Consider the following 15,235-nt stretch of genomic DNA (forward strand, 5'->3'; position numbering starts at 1 on the left):
GACTCGCCAGTAGCCTGGGCTGATGCCAGGTCGCCTATCCCGCATCGTTGCCGTAGTCGCGGCAGCGGTGATCGTCATCGGTACCGGGGTGGCGTGGGGCAAGATCCGGTCCTTCGAGAACGGCATCAACCACGTGACGGCTGCGTCGCTGGGCGGTGGCGGCGAGGACGGCGCCATCGACATCCTGCTCGTCGGCATGGACAGCAGAACCGACGCACACGGCAACCCCCTGTCGGCCGAGGAACTCGCCACGCTGCGCGCTGGCGACGACGTCTCGACCAACACCGACACGATCATCCTCGTCCGCATCCCGAACAACGGCCGGTCCGCGACCGCGATCTCGATCCCGCGCGACTCCTACGTCGAGGCGCCCGGAGACCTTGGAAAGACGAAGATCAACGGCGTCTTCGGCCAGGTCAAGCTGGAGAAGATGAAGGAGCTCGTCGAACAGCAGGGAGAGGACGCCGCCGTCGCCGAACCGAAGGCGACCGAAGCCGCCCGCGAGGCCCTGATCCACACCGTGGCGAACCTCACCGGCGTCACCGTCGACCACTACGCCGAGATCGGGCTGCTCGGCTTCGCGCTGATCACCGACGCACTCGGCGGCGTCGACGTCTGCCTCAAGGACCCCGTCTACGAGCCACTCTCGGGCGCCGACTTCCCCGCAGGCCCGCAGAAACTGGACGGCCCGCAGGCGCTGAGCTTCGTCCGGCAGCGCCACGACCTGCCCCGGGGTGACCTCGACCGGGTGACGCGTCAGCAGGCCGTGATGGCGGCATTGGCCCACCAGGTCATCTCGAGCAAGACGTTGTCGAGCCCCGCGACGCTCAACCGGCTGCAGGACGCGGTGCAGCGCTCGGTGGTGCTGTCCGCCGGATGGGACATCATGGACTTCGTCACCCAGATGCAGAAGCTGGCAGGCGGAAACGTCGCCTTCGCGACCATTCCCGTCCTGCAGGAGGACGGGTGGAGTGACGACGGCATGCAGAGCGTCGTGCGCGTTGACCCCACGCAGGTCCAGGACTTCGTCTCAGGCCTGCTGCACGACCAGGACGAGGGTAAGACCGAAGTGCTCGCGTACTCGCCGAGCAAGACCACCGCAGACGTGGTGAACGACTCAGACATCAACGGTCTGGCCGCCTCGGTGTCGGAGGTGCTCACCGCCAAGGGGTTCGTCGAGGGCAACGTCGGCAACAACGAAGCCGAACGCGTGGCGAGCAGCCAGATCCGAGCCGCCAAGGTCGACGACCTTGGCGCTCAAGCGGTCTCGAAGGAACTCGGCAATCTCCCCGTGGTCGAGGACCCGTCGATGGTTCCCGGTTCGGTCAAGGTGGTTCTCGCCAGCGACTACACCGGCCCCGGGTCAGGCCTCGGGAACGAGGTCGCCAGCGGCGATTCCACCGATTCCGTCGACCCGGCCGCCGCTTCGTCCACCGACGTTCCCCTGCCCGCACCGCCCATCATCACCGCGGGCTCGGATGGACCGGAGTGCGTAAACTGACGAATCTTGGCTCGGCGGTGCTGGATCCGCTACTTGCCCTTCCCTCCGCGCCCCGCATCACCTACTACGACGACGCGACGGGCGAGCGCATCGAGCTCTCGACGGTGACCCTGGCCAACTGGGCGGCGAAGACGGGCAACCTGCTGCGCGACGAGCTCGGCGCCGGGCCGGGGAGCCGGGTGGCCGTCCAGTTACCCGCCCACTGGCAGACCCTCGGCGTGCTACTCGGCATCTGGTTCATCGGCGCGGAAGTCGTTTTCGGACAGGACGGCTGCGACATCGCCTGCTGCACGGTCGACCGACTGGACGAGGCGGACGCCGCCGTCGGGCCGATGGGCGACGTCGTCGTGTTCTCCCTCGACGCCTTCGGCAAACCGGTACCCGACGTCCCCTTCGGCATCACCGACTACGCGACCTCGGTCCGGGCGCACGGCGACCAAATTGCCCCCGAGCGCCAACCCGGGCCGGCGCTGAACGAACTGTCCGCCGCCGAAATACTCTCGGCCGCAACCACATCCGCCACCGCACGTGGTCTGGATTCGACAAGCAGGGTGCTGTCCTCGGCATCCTGGGACACCGCAGACGCCGTCGTCGACCGCGTGCTCGCGGTGTTGGTGGCGGGCGGGTCCCTGGTCCAGGTAGCCCATCCCGACGCGTCCGCGCAGGTACGTCGGCGCGAGGCCGAGAAGATCACCGCGGAGCTGGACTAGCTCCGTCGCGGCGAGACCCCCGCATGCCGAAGTAGGACGTCACCACGCGTTCGGCGGGCTTGGCGGTGCCGTCGGACCGGAAGATGCCGAGGGTGTCGTCCGGCTCGCGGCTCTGAGAGTTTCGGTCCCGCATCGTGTAGACGTACACCGGACCGGCATAGGGCAGGTTGCGCCACTTGCCAAGCATGTCCTCGAGAAAGTCCGCCTGCGCTGCTTCGCCAACCTCGGAGGAGGGTTCGCCGTACTCGGTGGCCCAGATCTTCTTCTGCGCGTCACCGTTGCCGAGCATCAGCTGACGAATTCCGCTCAACTGGTTGATCGGTGCGTCGGGATGCAAGCTCTCGGAGAACTTCATCGTGTACTGGTACGGGTGGAACGCCAACGCGTCGAAGAAGTCCCTCGCCCCGGATGCGTACATGGTCGAGACGAACTTCACCGGATCCATGGTGATCGTCGAATGGTCCACGACCGAGCCAAGACCCGCAGCCACGACCACCGCCGACGGGTCAGCCGCCTTGATCGAGGGGTACGCCGCCTTGAGCAGTTCGGTGTAGCCGGCCGGATCGGGGGCCGGTGCGAAGAACGCCGCCCCGTTCGGCTCGTTCCAGATCTCGTAGGCCGAGACCTTGCCGTGAAAGTGCTCGGCGACCTTGCCTGCGAAGGACCCGAACGCCGCGGGCGACGCAGGCCGTCCGACGATGGCCGGTTGCCCGGGGACCACCGCCCATTCCGGCGGCGAGTTCAACGTGGCAAGGATCGACATGCGTTGCGCGACAACGGCGTCCACCGTCTTGTCGACCATGGTCCAGTCGTAGGAATCCGGAGTGCGCTGGATTGCCGCCCACGGGACGAGCAGGCGGACGGTCGTGACGCCCAATTGCTTCATCAGCCCGACGGCCTTCACCACCTGGTCCTCGGGCAGCCCAAGCAGATCGGAGTCCGCAATGCCGACCGTGGTGGGGCGCTGAGCGATCGGCGGTGCGGCGGCCGACGTCCCGGGGTCAACCGCCGAGGGAGGCGCTTCCGACGCGGGACTGCAACCGGCCACCAGCATCACGCACACGGCGACCGCGGCACCGAGGCGACGAAGACCCGGCGGTCGCGCTCGGGGCATCGAGGCCTCCAGTGCTCGGGAGTCGGGTAGCCGGCATCACACTACTAGAACGTGACGCCGGTCTCCCGGCCACCGAAGTGCCTCAGCGCAGCAGGGCGCGGGACATCACGACACGCTGAATCTGGTTGGTGCCCTCGTAGATCTGGGTGATCTTGGCGTCGCGCATGTACCGCTCCACCGGGAAGTCGACGGTGTAGCCGTACCCGCCGAACAGCTGGACCGCGTTGGTGGTGACCTCCATCGCGACGTCGGAGGCGTAGCACTTCGCGGCCGAGGAAATGAAGCCGAGATTCGGCTCGCCGCGCTCGGCGCGAGCGGCCGCCGAGTACACCATCAGCCGGGCGGCCTCGATCTTCATCGCCATGTCGGCGAGCATGAACTGGGTGTTCTGGAAGTCGCTGATGGACTTGCCGAACTGCTTGCGTTCCTTGGTGTAGGCGATCGACGCCTCCAGCGCGCCCTGGGCGATGCCGACGGCTTGCGCGCCGATCGTCGGACGGGTGTGGTCCAACGTGGCCAGCGCGGTCTTGAAACCCGTCCCCGGCTCACCGATGATCCGATCACCCGGAATGCGGCAGTCCTCGAAATAGAGGTCGGTGGTCGGAGACCCCTTGATGCCCATCTTGCGTTCCTTGGCTCCGACGCTGAACCCCGGGTCCTCGGCGTGCACGACGAACGCCGAGATGCCGTTGGCACCCTTGTCCGGGTCGGTCACCGCCATCACGGTGTACCAGGTCGACTTGCCGCCGTTGGAGATCCAGCACTTGGAACCGTTGAGCACCCAGTCGTCACCGTCGGCCTTGGCCCTGGTGCGCATCGCGGCGGCGTCGCTGCCTGCCTCGCGCTCGGACAGCGCGTAGGAGGCGGTGGCCTCCCCCGACCCGATCGACGGAAGCACCTGCTTCTTGAGTTCCTCCGAACCGCGCAACAACATGCCCATGGTGCCCAGCTTGTTGCAGATCGGGATCAGCGACGACGAGGCGCAGACGCGGGCGACCTCTTCGATCACGATGCACGCGGCGACCGAGTCACCGCCCTGCCCGCCGTACTCCTCGGGAATGTGGATCGCCGAGAACCCCGACGAGTTCAGCGCCTTGAGCGCTTCGTCCGTATAACGGGCCTTCTCGTCGACGTCGGCCGCGTACGGCGCAATCTCCTTGTCGCACAGGTCACGAAGGACCTTGCGCATCTCGACGTGCTCGTCGGACAGCTGAAAGACGTCGAAGGACGGGTTACCGATGGACATGTTCCACTCCTCGCTACTCACCGGTAACTTTACCTGCGAGGCGCGCGAAACCCGCTATCGGTCCGGTGTGGCCTTGCCCGAGACGAGCTGCATTCCACGCACCAACTGCTTGTACGACGCGTGGTAGACCGACCGCGCGGTCTCGCTGCGGCGCAACAGGTCGACGGCCGTCACGGGCGCCAGGTAGAGCACCGAATGACCGGCGAACACCGTCGAATCCGTCTGGATGCGCAGGCTGCCCACGAACGCCGCTTCGAGCTCGGCCCGGTAGGCGTCGCAGAACTCGGGCTGGGTGAAGTAGACCTTGTTGAACCCGATGGCGAACGGGGCCAGCTTGGCGCCGTCGTCGAGGTATTTCAGCGTGCCGACCGCGACGCCGGGCCACTGCTGGTTGAAGATGTCGTCGGCGATGACGATGCCGCCCTCGGAGAGGGTCTCCTCGGCCAGCCGCATGTCGCTGTAGACGATCTCGGCGGTGTGGCCGCCGTCGACGCTGAAGAACCGGATCGGGCCGCCGGCCTTCTCCGTCAGCACCGCGGCCTCGAGCTTGGTCGAGTCACCCTGATGCAGCACGAGGCCGTCGGTCGTCGACCAGAGCGCCACGTTGTCGGTGAACTTGTCGAGGTTGCCGTTGCCGGACTTGTCGATGTTCAGCTCTTGGTCACCGAACAGGTCGATGGCCACCGACTTGCCCGTCCCCCGCTGCAGCAGGTGCAGCGGGATGAAGAGCCTGCCGTGGTGCACCCCGATCTCGGCGACGGCGCCCGCGACGTTGCGTGCCCGCTGGGCGTCGTCGAGAACCTTCAGGACCGGGAGGTTTCCTGGCTCGAGAAAGCCACTGACGAACCGATAGCCAACGTTGCTGTACCGCTCGAATGTGCGCTTCATCGACGCTGATCCTACGTTCCCAGCAGCCGATCCCGCAGCGCTGCATCCTTCTGAAGCACCATCTCTTCCAGGCCCGCCTGGAAGGCCTCCATCCGCTCGCGCAGAGTCGGGTCGGAAGCGCCGAGGATGCGAACCGCCAGGAGGCCCGCGTTGCGGGCGCCGCCGATGGACACCGTCGCGACGGGCACCCCGGCCGGCATCTGCACGATCGACAGCAGCGAGTCCAAGCCGTCCAGTCGCGCGAGCGGCACCGGCACGCCGATCACCGGCAGCGGGGTTGCCGCGGCGACCATGCCTGGCAGGTGCGCTGCGCCACCCGCGCCTGCGATGACGACCTCGATACCCCTGCCTGCGGCACCGCGGGCGTAGTCCAGCATCCGGCCGGGCGTGCGATGGGCGGACACCACACCGACTTCGAAAGGCACCTCGAACTCCGCCAACGCGGTGACGGCGTCCTCCATCACCGACCAGTCGCTGTCACTGCCCATGATGACGCCAACCCGGGGCGTGCTACTCGGCATGTTCATCCCATCCATCCGTCCATTCACCATGCGACAACCAGTGCGCGGCACGTACCGCCCGTTCCCGGACCTCCGCGACGTACTCCGCGTCGTCGACCGAACCACCCGCCGCGCCGAGCACGTTCACGTGGCCGATCTTGCGGCCCGGCCGTTCCGACTTGCCGTAGAGGTGCACCTTCGCCTCGGGCAGTCGCGCGAACAGGTGATGTAGGCGCTCGTCCATGGTCATCGCGGGCGCCTGGGGCGCACCGAGCACGTTGGCCATCACCGTGACCGGGGCAATGGGGGCGGTGGACCCGAGCGGGTAGTCGAGAACCGCGCGGAGGTGCTGCTCGAACTGGCTGGTGACGGCGCCGTTCATGGTCCAGTGGCCGGTGTTGTGCGGTCGCATCGCCAACTCGTTGACCAGAAGTGCGCCGTCGACGGTCTCGAACAGTTCCACGGCGAGCACACCGACGACACCCAGCTCACCGGCCAGCCGCAGACCCAGTTGCTCGGCCGCGGCACCCAGGTCGCGGCCCAGGTTGGGCGCCGGGGCCATCACCTCGACGCAGATGCCGTCGCGCTGCACCGACTGCACCACCGGCCACGCCGCACCCTGCCCGAAGGGTGACCGGGCCACCAGCGCCGACAGTTCGCGCCGCATGTTCACCCGCTCCTCGAGCAGCACCGACGCGCCGTCGGCCAGGTAGCGCTCGGTCACCGCACGTGCCTCGGCGACGTCCTTGGCCAGCGTCACGCCCCGGCCGTCGTACCCGCCGCGGGCGGTCTTGACGACGATCGGTCCGTCGATCCGAGCCGCGAAGGCGTCCACGTCGGATGGGTCCAGCGCTTCGGCGAACCGGGGAACGGGGGCGCCCAGCTCCTCGAGCCGGCGGCGCATCACCAACTTGTCCTGCGCGTGGATCAGCGCCTGCGGCGGCGGTGCGACGTTCACGCCGGCGTCGACCAGTGCCTGCAACAGCTCGGTGGGGACGTGTTCGTGGTCGAACGTCAGGGCCGCGGCCCCCTCGGCGACCCTGGCCAGTGCGTCGGCGTCGGTGTGCGAACCGATGACCACGTCGCGGGTCACCAGAGCTGCGGGATCATCCGGGGAGGCGGCCAGCACGCGCAGCGTCTGGCCGAGGGCGATCGCGGCTTGGTGGGTCATCCTGGCCAACTGTCCGCCGCCGACCATGGCTACGACTGGAGAAGCGCTCACGGCCCCTATGTTGTCACGGCCTCAGGTACCGGCCGCACCCGTCGCGACCTGCACGGCTACGCGTAGCATGGCCCGTTTACGTAGAATCGGCTCCCGTGTCCTTTACCGATGCCACCATTGCGCGCCTGCCGCGCGCGATTCGGCCGTTCTTCGAACAGCATCACGAGCTCATCAAGTTCGCGATCGTCGGCGGCACGACCTTCATCATCGACTCCGCGATCTTCTACACGCTGAAGCTGACGATCCTCGAGCCCAAGCCGGTGACGGCGAAGATCATCTCCGGCATCGTCGCCGTCATCGCCTCCTACATACTGAACCGCGAGTGGAGCTTCCGCGATCGAGGTGGCCGCGAACGCCACCACGAAGCCCTGCTGTTCTTTGGTGTCAGCGGCATCGGCGTGCTGATCTGCATGGTGCCGCTGTGGGTGTCCAGCTACGTGCTGGAACTCCGCGTGCCCATGGTCAGCCTCACCATGGAGAACATCGCCGACTTCATCTCCGCCTACGTCATCGGCAACCTGTTGCAGATGGCGTTCCGGTTCTGGGCGTTCCGGCGCTGGGTCTTCCCCGACGAGTTCGGCCGCAACCCGGACAAGGCCGTTGAGGCGTCCATCACCGCAGGCGGCATCGCCGAGGCGCTCGAGGACGTGGCCGAGAAGGCGCACGACGCGGGCTCGGTCGCCTCGCTACGGGGCCGACGCGCCCGCCGCGACGATCAGCTTGGCGACTCCTCCGACCCGAGAGTGTCGAAGACTTCGTGATACAGCAGTGAGTGAACCTGCTCCACGCGCGGAATGTCGTGGAATTCCAGGGGATCTTGCGACGCCGACTCGATGATCAACGTTCCGGTGCGGAGTACCCGGTCGACGAGGCCGTGACGGAATTCAACGCTGTTGATACGTGCCAGCGGGATGTCGATGCCGGAACGCGTCATGACGCCGTGGCGGAACATCACCCGTCGGTCGGTGATGACGAAGTGCGTCGAGCGCCAGTTCAGCAACGGCCATGCCACCAGCCATCCGACGAGGATCAGCCAAATCACCCCGATGACGATCATGACGATGTTCTTCGCCGTCTGATCCCAGGTCATGCGGTTGACCACGCCGAGCCCGAAACCCGCGACCGCAGTGGCCAGCAGCAGCACGAAGACCGGACCGATCAGCCGCTTCCAGTGCGGATGACGGTGCAGGACGACGCGTTCGTCGCCGGCAAGCACGTTGTCGGGGTATCCCACGGGGCAGACTCTACCCAGCCGCGATCGGCTAAACGGGTCGAAGATGCACGATGTCGCCTGCGGAAACGACGGTGACGTCGCCGCCGGTGTCGATGCGCAGACGACCCTGATCGTCGACCGACACGGCCTCGCCCACCACCTCCCGGCCGCCGGGCAACGTCGCCCGCACCCGGGAAGCGACGGTCAGGCTGTTGGCCAGGTAGTCGGCGACGAGACCGGCATCCGCCCCGCCCGCCGCCGTCAGACCGTCGACTCGTCGCCGCAACTGCCGCAACAGTGCGACCACCAGTGCGCCGCGGTCGGGGTCCTCGACGCCGAGAACCCGCAGCGAGGTGGCCGTGGGCTCGGGAAGTTCGTCTGCACCGAGCGAGACGTTGACTCCAACCCCGACGACGATCGCCGCGGCCGGGGACGCCACCTCGGCGAGGATGCCTGCGAGCTTGCGACCGTCGTGCCGGGCGAGGACGTCGTTGGGCCACTTCAGGCCCACGTCGACTCCGGTCACCTCGGCGACGGCTTCCACGACGGCGAGGCCGGTGACAAGCGGTACCCATCCCCATGCGGTGGCGGGCAATCCGTCGGTGGGCACCCCCACCGACATGCTGATCTGCGCGCGCGGCACCGCCGACCAGTTGCGGCCGTTACGGCCGCGGCCCGCGGTCTGGTCCTCCGCGACGAGCACCGACCAGGTGATGTCCTGACCGGCGGCGACCCGGGCGACGAGGTCGGCGTTGGTCGACCCGGTTTCGGCGACGACGTCGAGCCTGCGCCAGCCTGCCGGATTCACGACGGCGGCGCGCAGGGCCGCTTCGTCGAGCGGGCGGCGGGTGGAGTCAGCAGTCATTCTTGGCGGGCTTCCCATCGAATCGGTCGGTCATCCACTGGATTGCGTCCAGGGCGTCGCTCGGATTGTGTCCGCCGGCGGGGTCGTACTGGATGGTGATGCTCCCGCCGAGTGCGCAGGCCCGTTGGATCGCTGCCGTGGTCCACGCGGCGTCGATGAACGGGTCCTTGCCGCCGTAGTAGACGTACAGCGGCTCCGACAGCGGTTTCTGCGGCAGCGCCCAGTCCTTCAAGAACCCCCGCAGGCGGTCGGCGGCCGCAGGGGTCTTGGGCGCGAAGTCCCGCGGCCCGACGCCGTTGACGGCCTGGCTGCGGGCGTAGGCGTTGGCGGGGGTGCAATCGGTGAGGACGTTCCAGTAGTGCTTGGCCCCAGCTGTGCGGAAGTCGTCGCGGTTCAGGTCGGGGTGCAGCCGGGCCAGCGACTCGATCATCGCCTGGATGACACCGCGCTGCTCCGAGGTGAGGGTGCCGTCTTGGGCCTTCTGGACGATCCCCGTCATGTCGGCTGGCGGCGAAGCGGCCAACGCACCAAGCAGTTTGAGCTCGGGTGCGTAGTCCTTGGCCTGCTCGTCGGCCGCCCACGACGCGCCTGCGCCCTGCGAGTCCCCGAAGGCAACCCACCTGTCTGACACGTCGGGAAAGGTGTGCCGCAGCGCGCGTACCGCGTCGATCATGTTCAGCCCGGCGGTGCGGGAATCCGAATATGGATGAATCCCCTTGGCGCCCAAACCTTGAAAGTCGGCGAGGGCCACCGCGTAGCCCATGCCGGTGAAGACGTTGACGTACCTGAGGAAGCCGAGCAGGCCCGAATCGAGTGACGGTGCGCACGGAGTGTCGATGCCGAGGGTCGCGTGTCCGAGGGACACCACCGGCCAGCCGCCGTCGGGGGCGTCCCCGTTCGGCACGAACACCGACCCGGACACGATCGTCGGTGACATGTCGTCACCCGAGGTCGACCGGTAGACGACCCGCGCGGCCCGTAATCCGCGGCCCTCCCACTTGCGCGTCACCAAGGGCAATGTCGTCGCCTGCAGCACCGAACCCGGCTCCGAGCCGTTCAGTTCCGCCGATGCGACCTTCTCTGGCGGTCCAGCCGACGGCGCGACCTGGTCGTACGCCCAGACCCCGATGACTGGCACGAACGGAAACGCCGCGTAGGCAATTCCCAGAACGAGCACCACGATGACCACCGGCAGGACGACTCGCTTCAGCACGCCGGTCACGCTAGCTTTCCGCGCCCGACGAGGCAGCCCGCGTGGTCGAGTTCATGTCGAGCCACCCTATCCGCCGCCACCCGGCGGACACTGGTTGGTCGCCGGCTTGCCCGCGAATCTGTCTGCGATCCAATCGAATCGGGACGCGAGGTCGACGTTGCCATGTCCCTTGTCCGGCTGCAATTCCCACTCGACGTTGCCGCCGAGCGCACAGGCCCGCGCGATTGCATCGGTGGTCCACTGCGCGTCGATGAACTCGTCGCGCCCCGCGTAGGTGACCGACAGCGGGGCGGTCAGCCGTTGCTGTGGCAGTGCCCACGCGCGCAAGAACGAGCGCAGGCGATCGGCCGCGGCAGGCGTGGCGGGGGTGAAGTCTCGGGATCCGACGGCTTCGGCAGCCGTCGCCCGACTGGCCGCCTTCGGCCCGGAGCACGCCGACAACACGTCCCAGTAGGTGACGGCCGCACCGCGCCGATAGTCGTCTCGGACGACGTCGGGGTGCAGCCGTGCCAGGGACTCCACAACGGCTTGGAATGCGAGTGATTGATCCTTCGACATCGTTCCCGCGACGGCCTTGTCGACCAGACCGGTGACGTCGGCCGCCGGCACGTACGCCACGGCACCGACCAGATCCAAGTCCGGGGCGTACGAGCCGGCCTGCTCGTCGGCGGCCCACGCCGCACCGCCGCCTTGCGAGCCACCGACGGCGGCCCAGCGCGCCGAGACGCCGTCGAAGGTGTGCCGCAGCGCGCGGACGGCGTCGATCATGTTGAGACCAGCGGTCTTCGCGTCGGTGTAGGGATGGACGCCCGGCGAGCCGAGACCCTGATAGTCGGCGAGGGCGACCGCGTACCCCTTGCTCACGTACCCGACGATGATCGAGGAGAACCCCAGGAGCGTGTTGGAAACCGAAGGCCCACAGGGCTCGTCGAGACCAGTGGTGCCGTGGCCGAACGAAATCACCGGCCAACCGCCCTCGGGCGCGTCCCCCTTCGGGGTGAACACCGATCCGGAGACCTCGGTCTGCTGGCCGGTGTCACCGTTGGTCGACCGGTAGACGACCCGGGCCGCGTCGACGAGTTGTCCCTCCGGCGAGCGACTGAATGCGGGCATGGACGTCGCGCTGATCAGCGACCCCGGGCCGGAACCGGTGAGGTCGGCCGACGGGATGGCAGTCGGCTGTTCGCCGACCGCGACGTTGCCGGTCGATCCGCAGGCCGACGACACGATGGCGATCACCACCAACAGGACGAGCACCCACCTCGACGTCGAGTGGCCCCTGGCCTCAGTCATCCAGATCGCCGGTCATCGAGATCGCCCGGCACCGTGAATCACTCGGCCGAGCTGGCGCCGTCCAAGAAGTTGGTCCTGAAGCAGACCCCATGCCAGAACCAGCACCAGCGAGACGAAGAATCCGAGCCCGCCAGCCTGGACGAGGTTCCGCGTCAGCGAGCCTTCTCGCTTCGCGGGCCCCGCCTCGTCGACGAGCACCAACTCCGTTCCACCGCCGTCGACCTTCGCCAGCTCGCCCGACGCGGCGATCAGGTTGGCGGTGACAGCGGTGGCCACCTCGCGCGTCTCGTCGGGATTGGTGCCCTTGACCACGATGTCCAGCACCGGAGTCGACGACGGGGCGATGCTGATGCGGCCTGCGAGATCCTGCCCGGTCTGCGGGAGTTCCAGCTGGTCGACGGTCGGTCCCGTCACCCGCTCACTTCGTGCGAGGTATTGGTAGGTCAGCACGCGGGTCTTGGAGTTGACCTGCCCGTAGAACGCGTCGAGTGTGGTCGCGTCTCCGGTGGACTTGACGATGACCCGCGAGGTCGAGTCGTACACCGGTGTGTTGGTGTGCCACGCCACCCACCCCGTCCCGATCGAGAGAACCGTCGCACACACGAGGACCAGCCATCCCCTGCGCACGATCTGTAGGTAGTCCCCAAGGCGGGGCGCGTCCGGGGGCGAGATCACGACGCCCCCACACAGACGTTGCCCAACCGCTGGCCGCCGAACCGGGCGTACAACCAGCCGATGGCGCTCTCGATCACCTGGTCATTGGATGCCTCGGTGCTTCCGGCGCGCTCGAGCACCTCGATCTGTTCGCCCTTGGCACAGGCGGCGTCGATCGCGCGGCGGATACCCGCGGGCGGTGAGCTGGCGTCCAGGCTTCCGAAGGTCACCAGCACCGGCGCCGCCCCTGGCGTCGGATACCGCGCGGGCACGCCTGCGGCCGAAAGTCGTTGGCGCAAGTCGTCCGCCGCGGCACGGTCGCGAGGTTTCAGATCGCTCGGCTTGAGGTCGTCGAAGATCTTCTTGGCCGCGTCGGGGTCGGGGGGAACGCAGTCGGCCAGGACGTCCCACTGCTCGCGGGCCAGCCCGGACCGGTACAGGTCTAAGTCCAGGCTGGGATCCTGGTTCGCGAGGCTCTGCAGGGACCAAATGTAGTTCCGCAGGTCGACGACGCCAGACAGCTCACCGCTCTCGGCGGCGTCCACCAGCGGCGACATGTCGGCGAACGGTGACAGAGCCACGGCGCCGACCATGGTCATGCCGCCGCCGTACGTTCCGGCACGTTCGGCCGCCGCCCATGCCGCCAGTCCGCCTTCACCGAGTCCGTAGGCAGCCCATTGGGTGCTGCTCGACGGCAACACCCGGTGTGCTGCCCTGGCAGCGTCGATCATGGTGTAGCCCAACGTCGTCGCGTCCACCGCCGAATGCGGGGCCTGACCGTCGAGACCAAGCCCCTGATAGTCGGGGAACACGACGACGAACCCTCGACCCAGCAGGTTGGCGATCGCCGAGGAGTAGCCGTAGTACTTGTCGGCCAGGGTTGGGCCGCACTTCGGCTGGGTGCCCGTCATGGCATGGCCGAACGCGATGATCGGCCAACCGTCCTTCGGAGGTTGACCCGGCGGAACGACGACGACGCCGGTGGCCTGACTCGGTGCTCCGGTGCGACTCGTCGATCGGTACGTCACCTTGACCGCGGAGGCGCCGGCGTCGTCGAAGGCCAACATTCCGGTGACCGGTGTGGAGTCGACGAGCGACCCGGGACCGGTGTCCGACAGGTCCGGCGGCGGAATTTCAGGGGCCCCAGGGAAATCGGGCGACACGTCAGACCGCGCCGGAAGGTCACGTGCGACTGACGGTGCCCGCGGCGACGGTGCGCAGCCCGAGAGAACGGCTGCCGACACGACCGCCGACGTGACCAGGGCGGTCAGAAGTCGCGACCGCACGGTCAGTCGGACCCGTGCCTGGACGCTGCAGGCTCGGACGTTCCCACCAGGCCCTCGGTGGGTGCGTCACCCTCGCCGGCGGCGGGCGACTTCGGTGGTGCCGCCTTCGCGGGGGCAGGCTTTCCCGAGTTCAGGCGACGACGGTGCCCGGGTTCGAACGTCGCGACGGTGCCGATGAGGATGGCGTTCGCGGCGTGCAGCGTCTGTACGCCACGCCGCAACTTCGCGCTCGTCGTGCGGCGGATCCTGGCCAGGAGCAAGGCGCCGTCCGACAGGGCCGCGACGAGCGCGCCGTCGTTGTACTGCTCCAGTGGAGGAGTGTCGATCACGACGTAGTCGAAGGAGTCGCCCAGTTCGTCGAGGAGGTCCGTCGCACGGTCGCTCGCCCAGAGTTCGCCTGGCCGCGTCGGGATGGGTCCGGTCGGCAGGAACGAGACGCGGTGATGACCGACCGGTACGTCGGGGATGATTGCTTCGACGACGGTGGTTTCCCCGGCGATCGTGGTGCTCAGGCCGCGGGTTGCGGCGGCCTTCTTCATGGGGCCTTCGAGCGGAAGTCGTTCGGCGAGTGTGGAACCCCGGAAGTCGCCGTCGACGAGGACCACCGAACGCCCGGCCTCGGCCAGCGCGGCCGCGAGGTCGACCGCCAGCGTGGTGCGTCCCTCCCCTGCCGCCGGGCTGGTAACGGCTATGACCTTTGGCGGCTCGGGACCGTCGGTCAACCTGGCGAAGCGCAGATTCGTGCGCAGCTCGCGAAGACGCTCGGCGTAGAGACCGTCCTTGTCGAGGTCGACGACGCCCACCTTGGCTCGCGACGGGTCTGCGGGCAGCCCGCCGATCACCGCGGCGTCGGTGCTGTCGGCCACCGGTTCGCGGCCACGCACCCGCCGGTCGAGCGCCCCGACGAGGACGGCCGCGAGAATGCCGAGCAGCAACCCTCCCGCGACACCGAGGCCGATCCTGACGACCATTGACATTCCCACGGGCTTGACCGGGTAGTCCGCTTCGTCGACCACCACGGCCCCGGCGGCCGGAGTGCCGCCCCTGCGCGAAGTTTCGAGTTCGCTGATCAGCCCGACGAGCTGATCGGTCACGGCGTTGGCGTAGGTCTGCGCCATGGCGGGATCGGCGTCGGTGACGGCGACGTTGAAGAGGACGGTCTTGGGCGCGGCTACCGCGGTGATCTTGCTCTTGAGCTCCTCGGGCGTGATCGTGCCCTTCAACTGGTCGACCGCCCTGGCGGCCACCTGTTCACTGGTCGCGAGACTGGCGTAGGAGTTCGCGCGGTCGGTGGAGAAGAGATTGTTCTGATACGCCTCGGTCACCGTGGTGCCGTTCTGCGTTGCCACGAACAACGTTGCCGTGGACTGGTATTCGCGGGTGCCGAACTGCCATGTCGCCCATCCGATGGCACCACCGATCACGGCGAGGACCACGATGACCCACCAGTACCTGCTAAAGATTCGCAGGTATTCCTTGATCTCCAACGTCGGACTCCTCGGTAATTGCCATGCAACGTGTCAAGAGGCT

At 67.8% G+C, this 15,235-nt stretch carries 15 protein-coding genes; 3 read left to right on the plus strand and 12 right to left on the minus strand.

All coding sequences use genetic code 11. The features are described 5' to 3' along the window. Positions 1-22 precede the first annotated feature (22 nt). Together B1790_RS12840 and B1790_RS12845 are read left to right on the plus strand one after the other, a co-directional pair. Complete coding sequence (locus B1790_RS12840) at positions 23-1,501, plus strand: LCP family protein (RefSeq protein ID WP_079923585.1); 1,479 nt, start codon at positions 23-25, stop codon at positions 1,499-1,501. Further along, entirely contained in the window at positions 1,489-2,211 is a 723-nt protein-coding gene (locus B1790_RS12845) for a TIGR03089 family protein (RefSeq protein ID WP_079923738.1), read from the plus strand. Before B1790_RS12840 ends, B1790_RS12845 begins: the two co-directional genes overlap by 13 nt. On the opposite strand, the gene B1790_RS12850 is transcribed toward B1790_RS12845, so the two are convergent. The 5 genes from B1790_RS12850 to B1790_RS12870 all read right to left on the minus strand — a co-directional run bounded on the left by B1790_RS12850 (position 2,192) and on the right by B1790_RS12870 (position 7,157). Continuing rightward, a complete protein-coding gene (locus B1790_RS12850; protein ID WP_142271278.1) occupies positions 2,192-3,325 on the minus strand; it encodes a cellulase family glycosylhydrolase in 1,134 nt (377 codons plus the stop codon). The genes B1790_RS12845 and B1790_RS12850 overlap by 20 nt on opposite strands. 82 nt (positions 3,326-3,407) lie before the next feature. Continuing rightward, positions 3,408-4,571: an acyl-CoA dehydrogenase gene (locus tag B1790_RS12855; RefSeq protein ID WP_079923587.1), complete on the minus strand. Its 1,164-nt coding sequence runs from the start codon at positions 4,569-4,571 to the stop codon at positions 3,408-3,410. 54 nt (positions 4,572-4,625) lie between these two features. Continuing rightward, positions 4,626-5,459, minus strand: coding sequence for a class I SAM-dependent methyltransferase (locus B1790_RS12860; protein WP_079923588.1), 834 nt, complete (start codon positions 5,457-5,459; stop codon positions 4,626-4,628). Positions 5,460-5,470: 11 nt separating this feature from the next. Then, on the minus strand, positions 5,471-5,986 hold the full coding sequence (gene purE / locus B1790_RS12865) for a 5-(carboxyamino)imidazole ribonucleotide mutase (protein WP_079923589.1): 516 nt from the start codon (positions 5,984-5,986) through the stop codon (positions 5,471-5,473). Further along, entirely contained in the window at positions 5,970-7,157 is a 1,188-nt protein-coding gene (locus B1790_RS12870; protein ID WP_233165101.1) for a 5-(carboxyamino)imidazole ribonucleotide synthase, read from the minus strand. The genes purE and B1790_RS12870 overlap by 17 nt, the downstream gene beginning before the upstream one ends. A 119-nt stretch (positions 7,158-7,276) precedes the next feature. Between B1790_RS12870 and B1790_RS12875 the strand changes: the two genes are divergently transcribed. Further along, positions 7,277-7,942, plus strand: coding sequence for a GtrA family protein (locus B1790_RS12875; RefSeq protein WP_079923591.1), 666 nt, complete (start codon positions 7,277-7,279; stop codon positions 7,940-7,942). Here the strand turns inward: B1790_RS12875 and B1790_RS12880 are convergent. From B1790_RS12880 to B1790_RS12910, 7 genes are all read right to left on the minus strand, one after another. After that, a complete protein-coding gene (locus B1790_RS12880; protein ID WP_079923592.1) occupies positions 7,897-8,415 on the minus strand; it encodes a PH domain-containing protein in 519 nt (172 codons plus the stop codon). The genes B1790_RS12875 and B1790_RS12880 overlap by 46 nt on opposite strands. A gap of 28 nt (positions 8,416-8,443) precedes the next feature. Then, positions 8,444-9,259 carry a biotin--[acetyl-CoA-carboxylase] ligase gene (locus B1790_RS12885; protein ID WP_079923593.1) on the minus strand — a complete coding sequence of 272 codons (816 nt, stop codon included), beginning with the start codon at positions 9,257-9,259 and terminating at the stop codon, positions 8,444-8,446. Then, complete coding sequence (locus B1790_RS12890) at positions 9,249-10,472, minus strand: lipase family protein (protein ID WP_233165083.1); 1,224 nt, start codon at positions 10,470-10,472, stop codon at positions 9,249-9,251. Before B1790_RS12890 ends, B1790_RS12885 begins: the two co-directional genes overlap by 11 nt. A 66-nt stretch (positions 10,473-10,538) precedes the next feature. Then, positions 10,539-11,765, minus strand: coding sequence for a lipase family protein (locus B1790_RS12895; RefSeq protein ID WP_079923594.1), 1,227 nt, complete (start codon positions 11,763-11,765; stop codon positions 10,539-10,541). A gap of 12 nt (positions 11,766-11,777) precedes the next feature. Next, positions 11,778-12,440 carry a YveK family protein gene (locus B1790_RS12900; RefSeq protein WP_158083814.1) on the minus strand — a complete coding sequence of 221 codons (663 nt, stop codon included), beginning with the start codon at positions 12,438-12,440 and terminating at the stop codon, positions 11,778-11,780. Further along, positions 12,437-13,582: a lipase family protein gene (locus B1790_RS12905; protein ID WP_142271280.1), complete on the minus strand. Its 1,146-nt coding sequence runs from the start codon at positions 13,580-13,582 to the stop codon at positions 12,437-12,439. The genes B1790_RS12900 and B1790_RS12905 overlap by 4 nt, the downstream gene beginning before the upstream one ends. A 125-nt stretch (positions 13,583-13,707) precedes the next feature. Then, positions 13,708-15,192: a polysaccharide biosynthesis tyrosine autokinase gene (locus B1790_RS12910; protein WP_079923597.1), complete on the minus strand. Its 1,485-nt coding sequence runs from the start codon at positions 15,190-15,192 to the stop codon at positions 13,708-13,710. Positions 15,193-15,235: the final 43 nt, after the last annotated feature.

Origin of the sequence: Mycobacterium sp. AT1 (assembly GCF_002043095.1) — a bacterium.
Lineage (GTDB): Bacteria > Actinomycetota > Actinomycetes > Mycobacteriales > Mycobacteriaceae > Mycobacterium.

Excerpts from the sequence above, each read along its gene's own strand:
- B1790_RS12840 (WP_079923585.1), top strand. The coding sequence starts at position 23 with ATGCCAGGTCGCCTATCCCGCATCGTTGCCGTAGTCGCGGCAGCGGTG.
- B1790_RS12850 (WP_142271278.1), bottom strand. The coding sequence starts at position 3,325 with ATGCCCCGAGCGCGACCGCCGGGTCTTCGTCGCCTCGGTGCCGCGGTC.
- B1790_RS12855 (WP_079923587.1), bottom strand. The coding sequence starts at position 4,571 with ATGTCCATCGGTAACCCGTCCTTCGACGTCTTTCAGCTGTCCGACGAG.
- B1790_RS12860 (WP_079923588.1), bottom strand. The coding sequence starts at position 5,459 with ATGAAGCGCACATTCGAGCGGTACAGCAACGTTGGCTATCGGTTCGTC.
- purE (WP_079923589.1), bottom strand. The coding sequence starts at position 5,986 with ATGAACATGCCGAGTAGCACGCCCCGGGTTGGCGTCATCATGGGCAGT.
- B1790_RS12870 (WP_233165101.1), bottom strand. The coding sequence starts at position 7,157 with ATGGTCGGCGGCGGACAGTTGGCCAGGATGACCCACCAAGCCGCGATC.
- B1790_RS12885 (WP_079923593.1), bottom strand. The coding sequence starts at position 9,259 with ATGACTGCTGACTCCACCCGCCGCCCGCTCGACGAAGCGGCCCTGCGC.
- B1790_RS12895 (WP_079923594.1), bottom strand. The coding sequence starts at position 11,765 with ATGACTGAGGCCAGGGGCCACTCGACGTCGAGGTGGGTGCTCGTCCTG.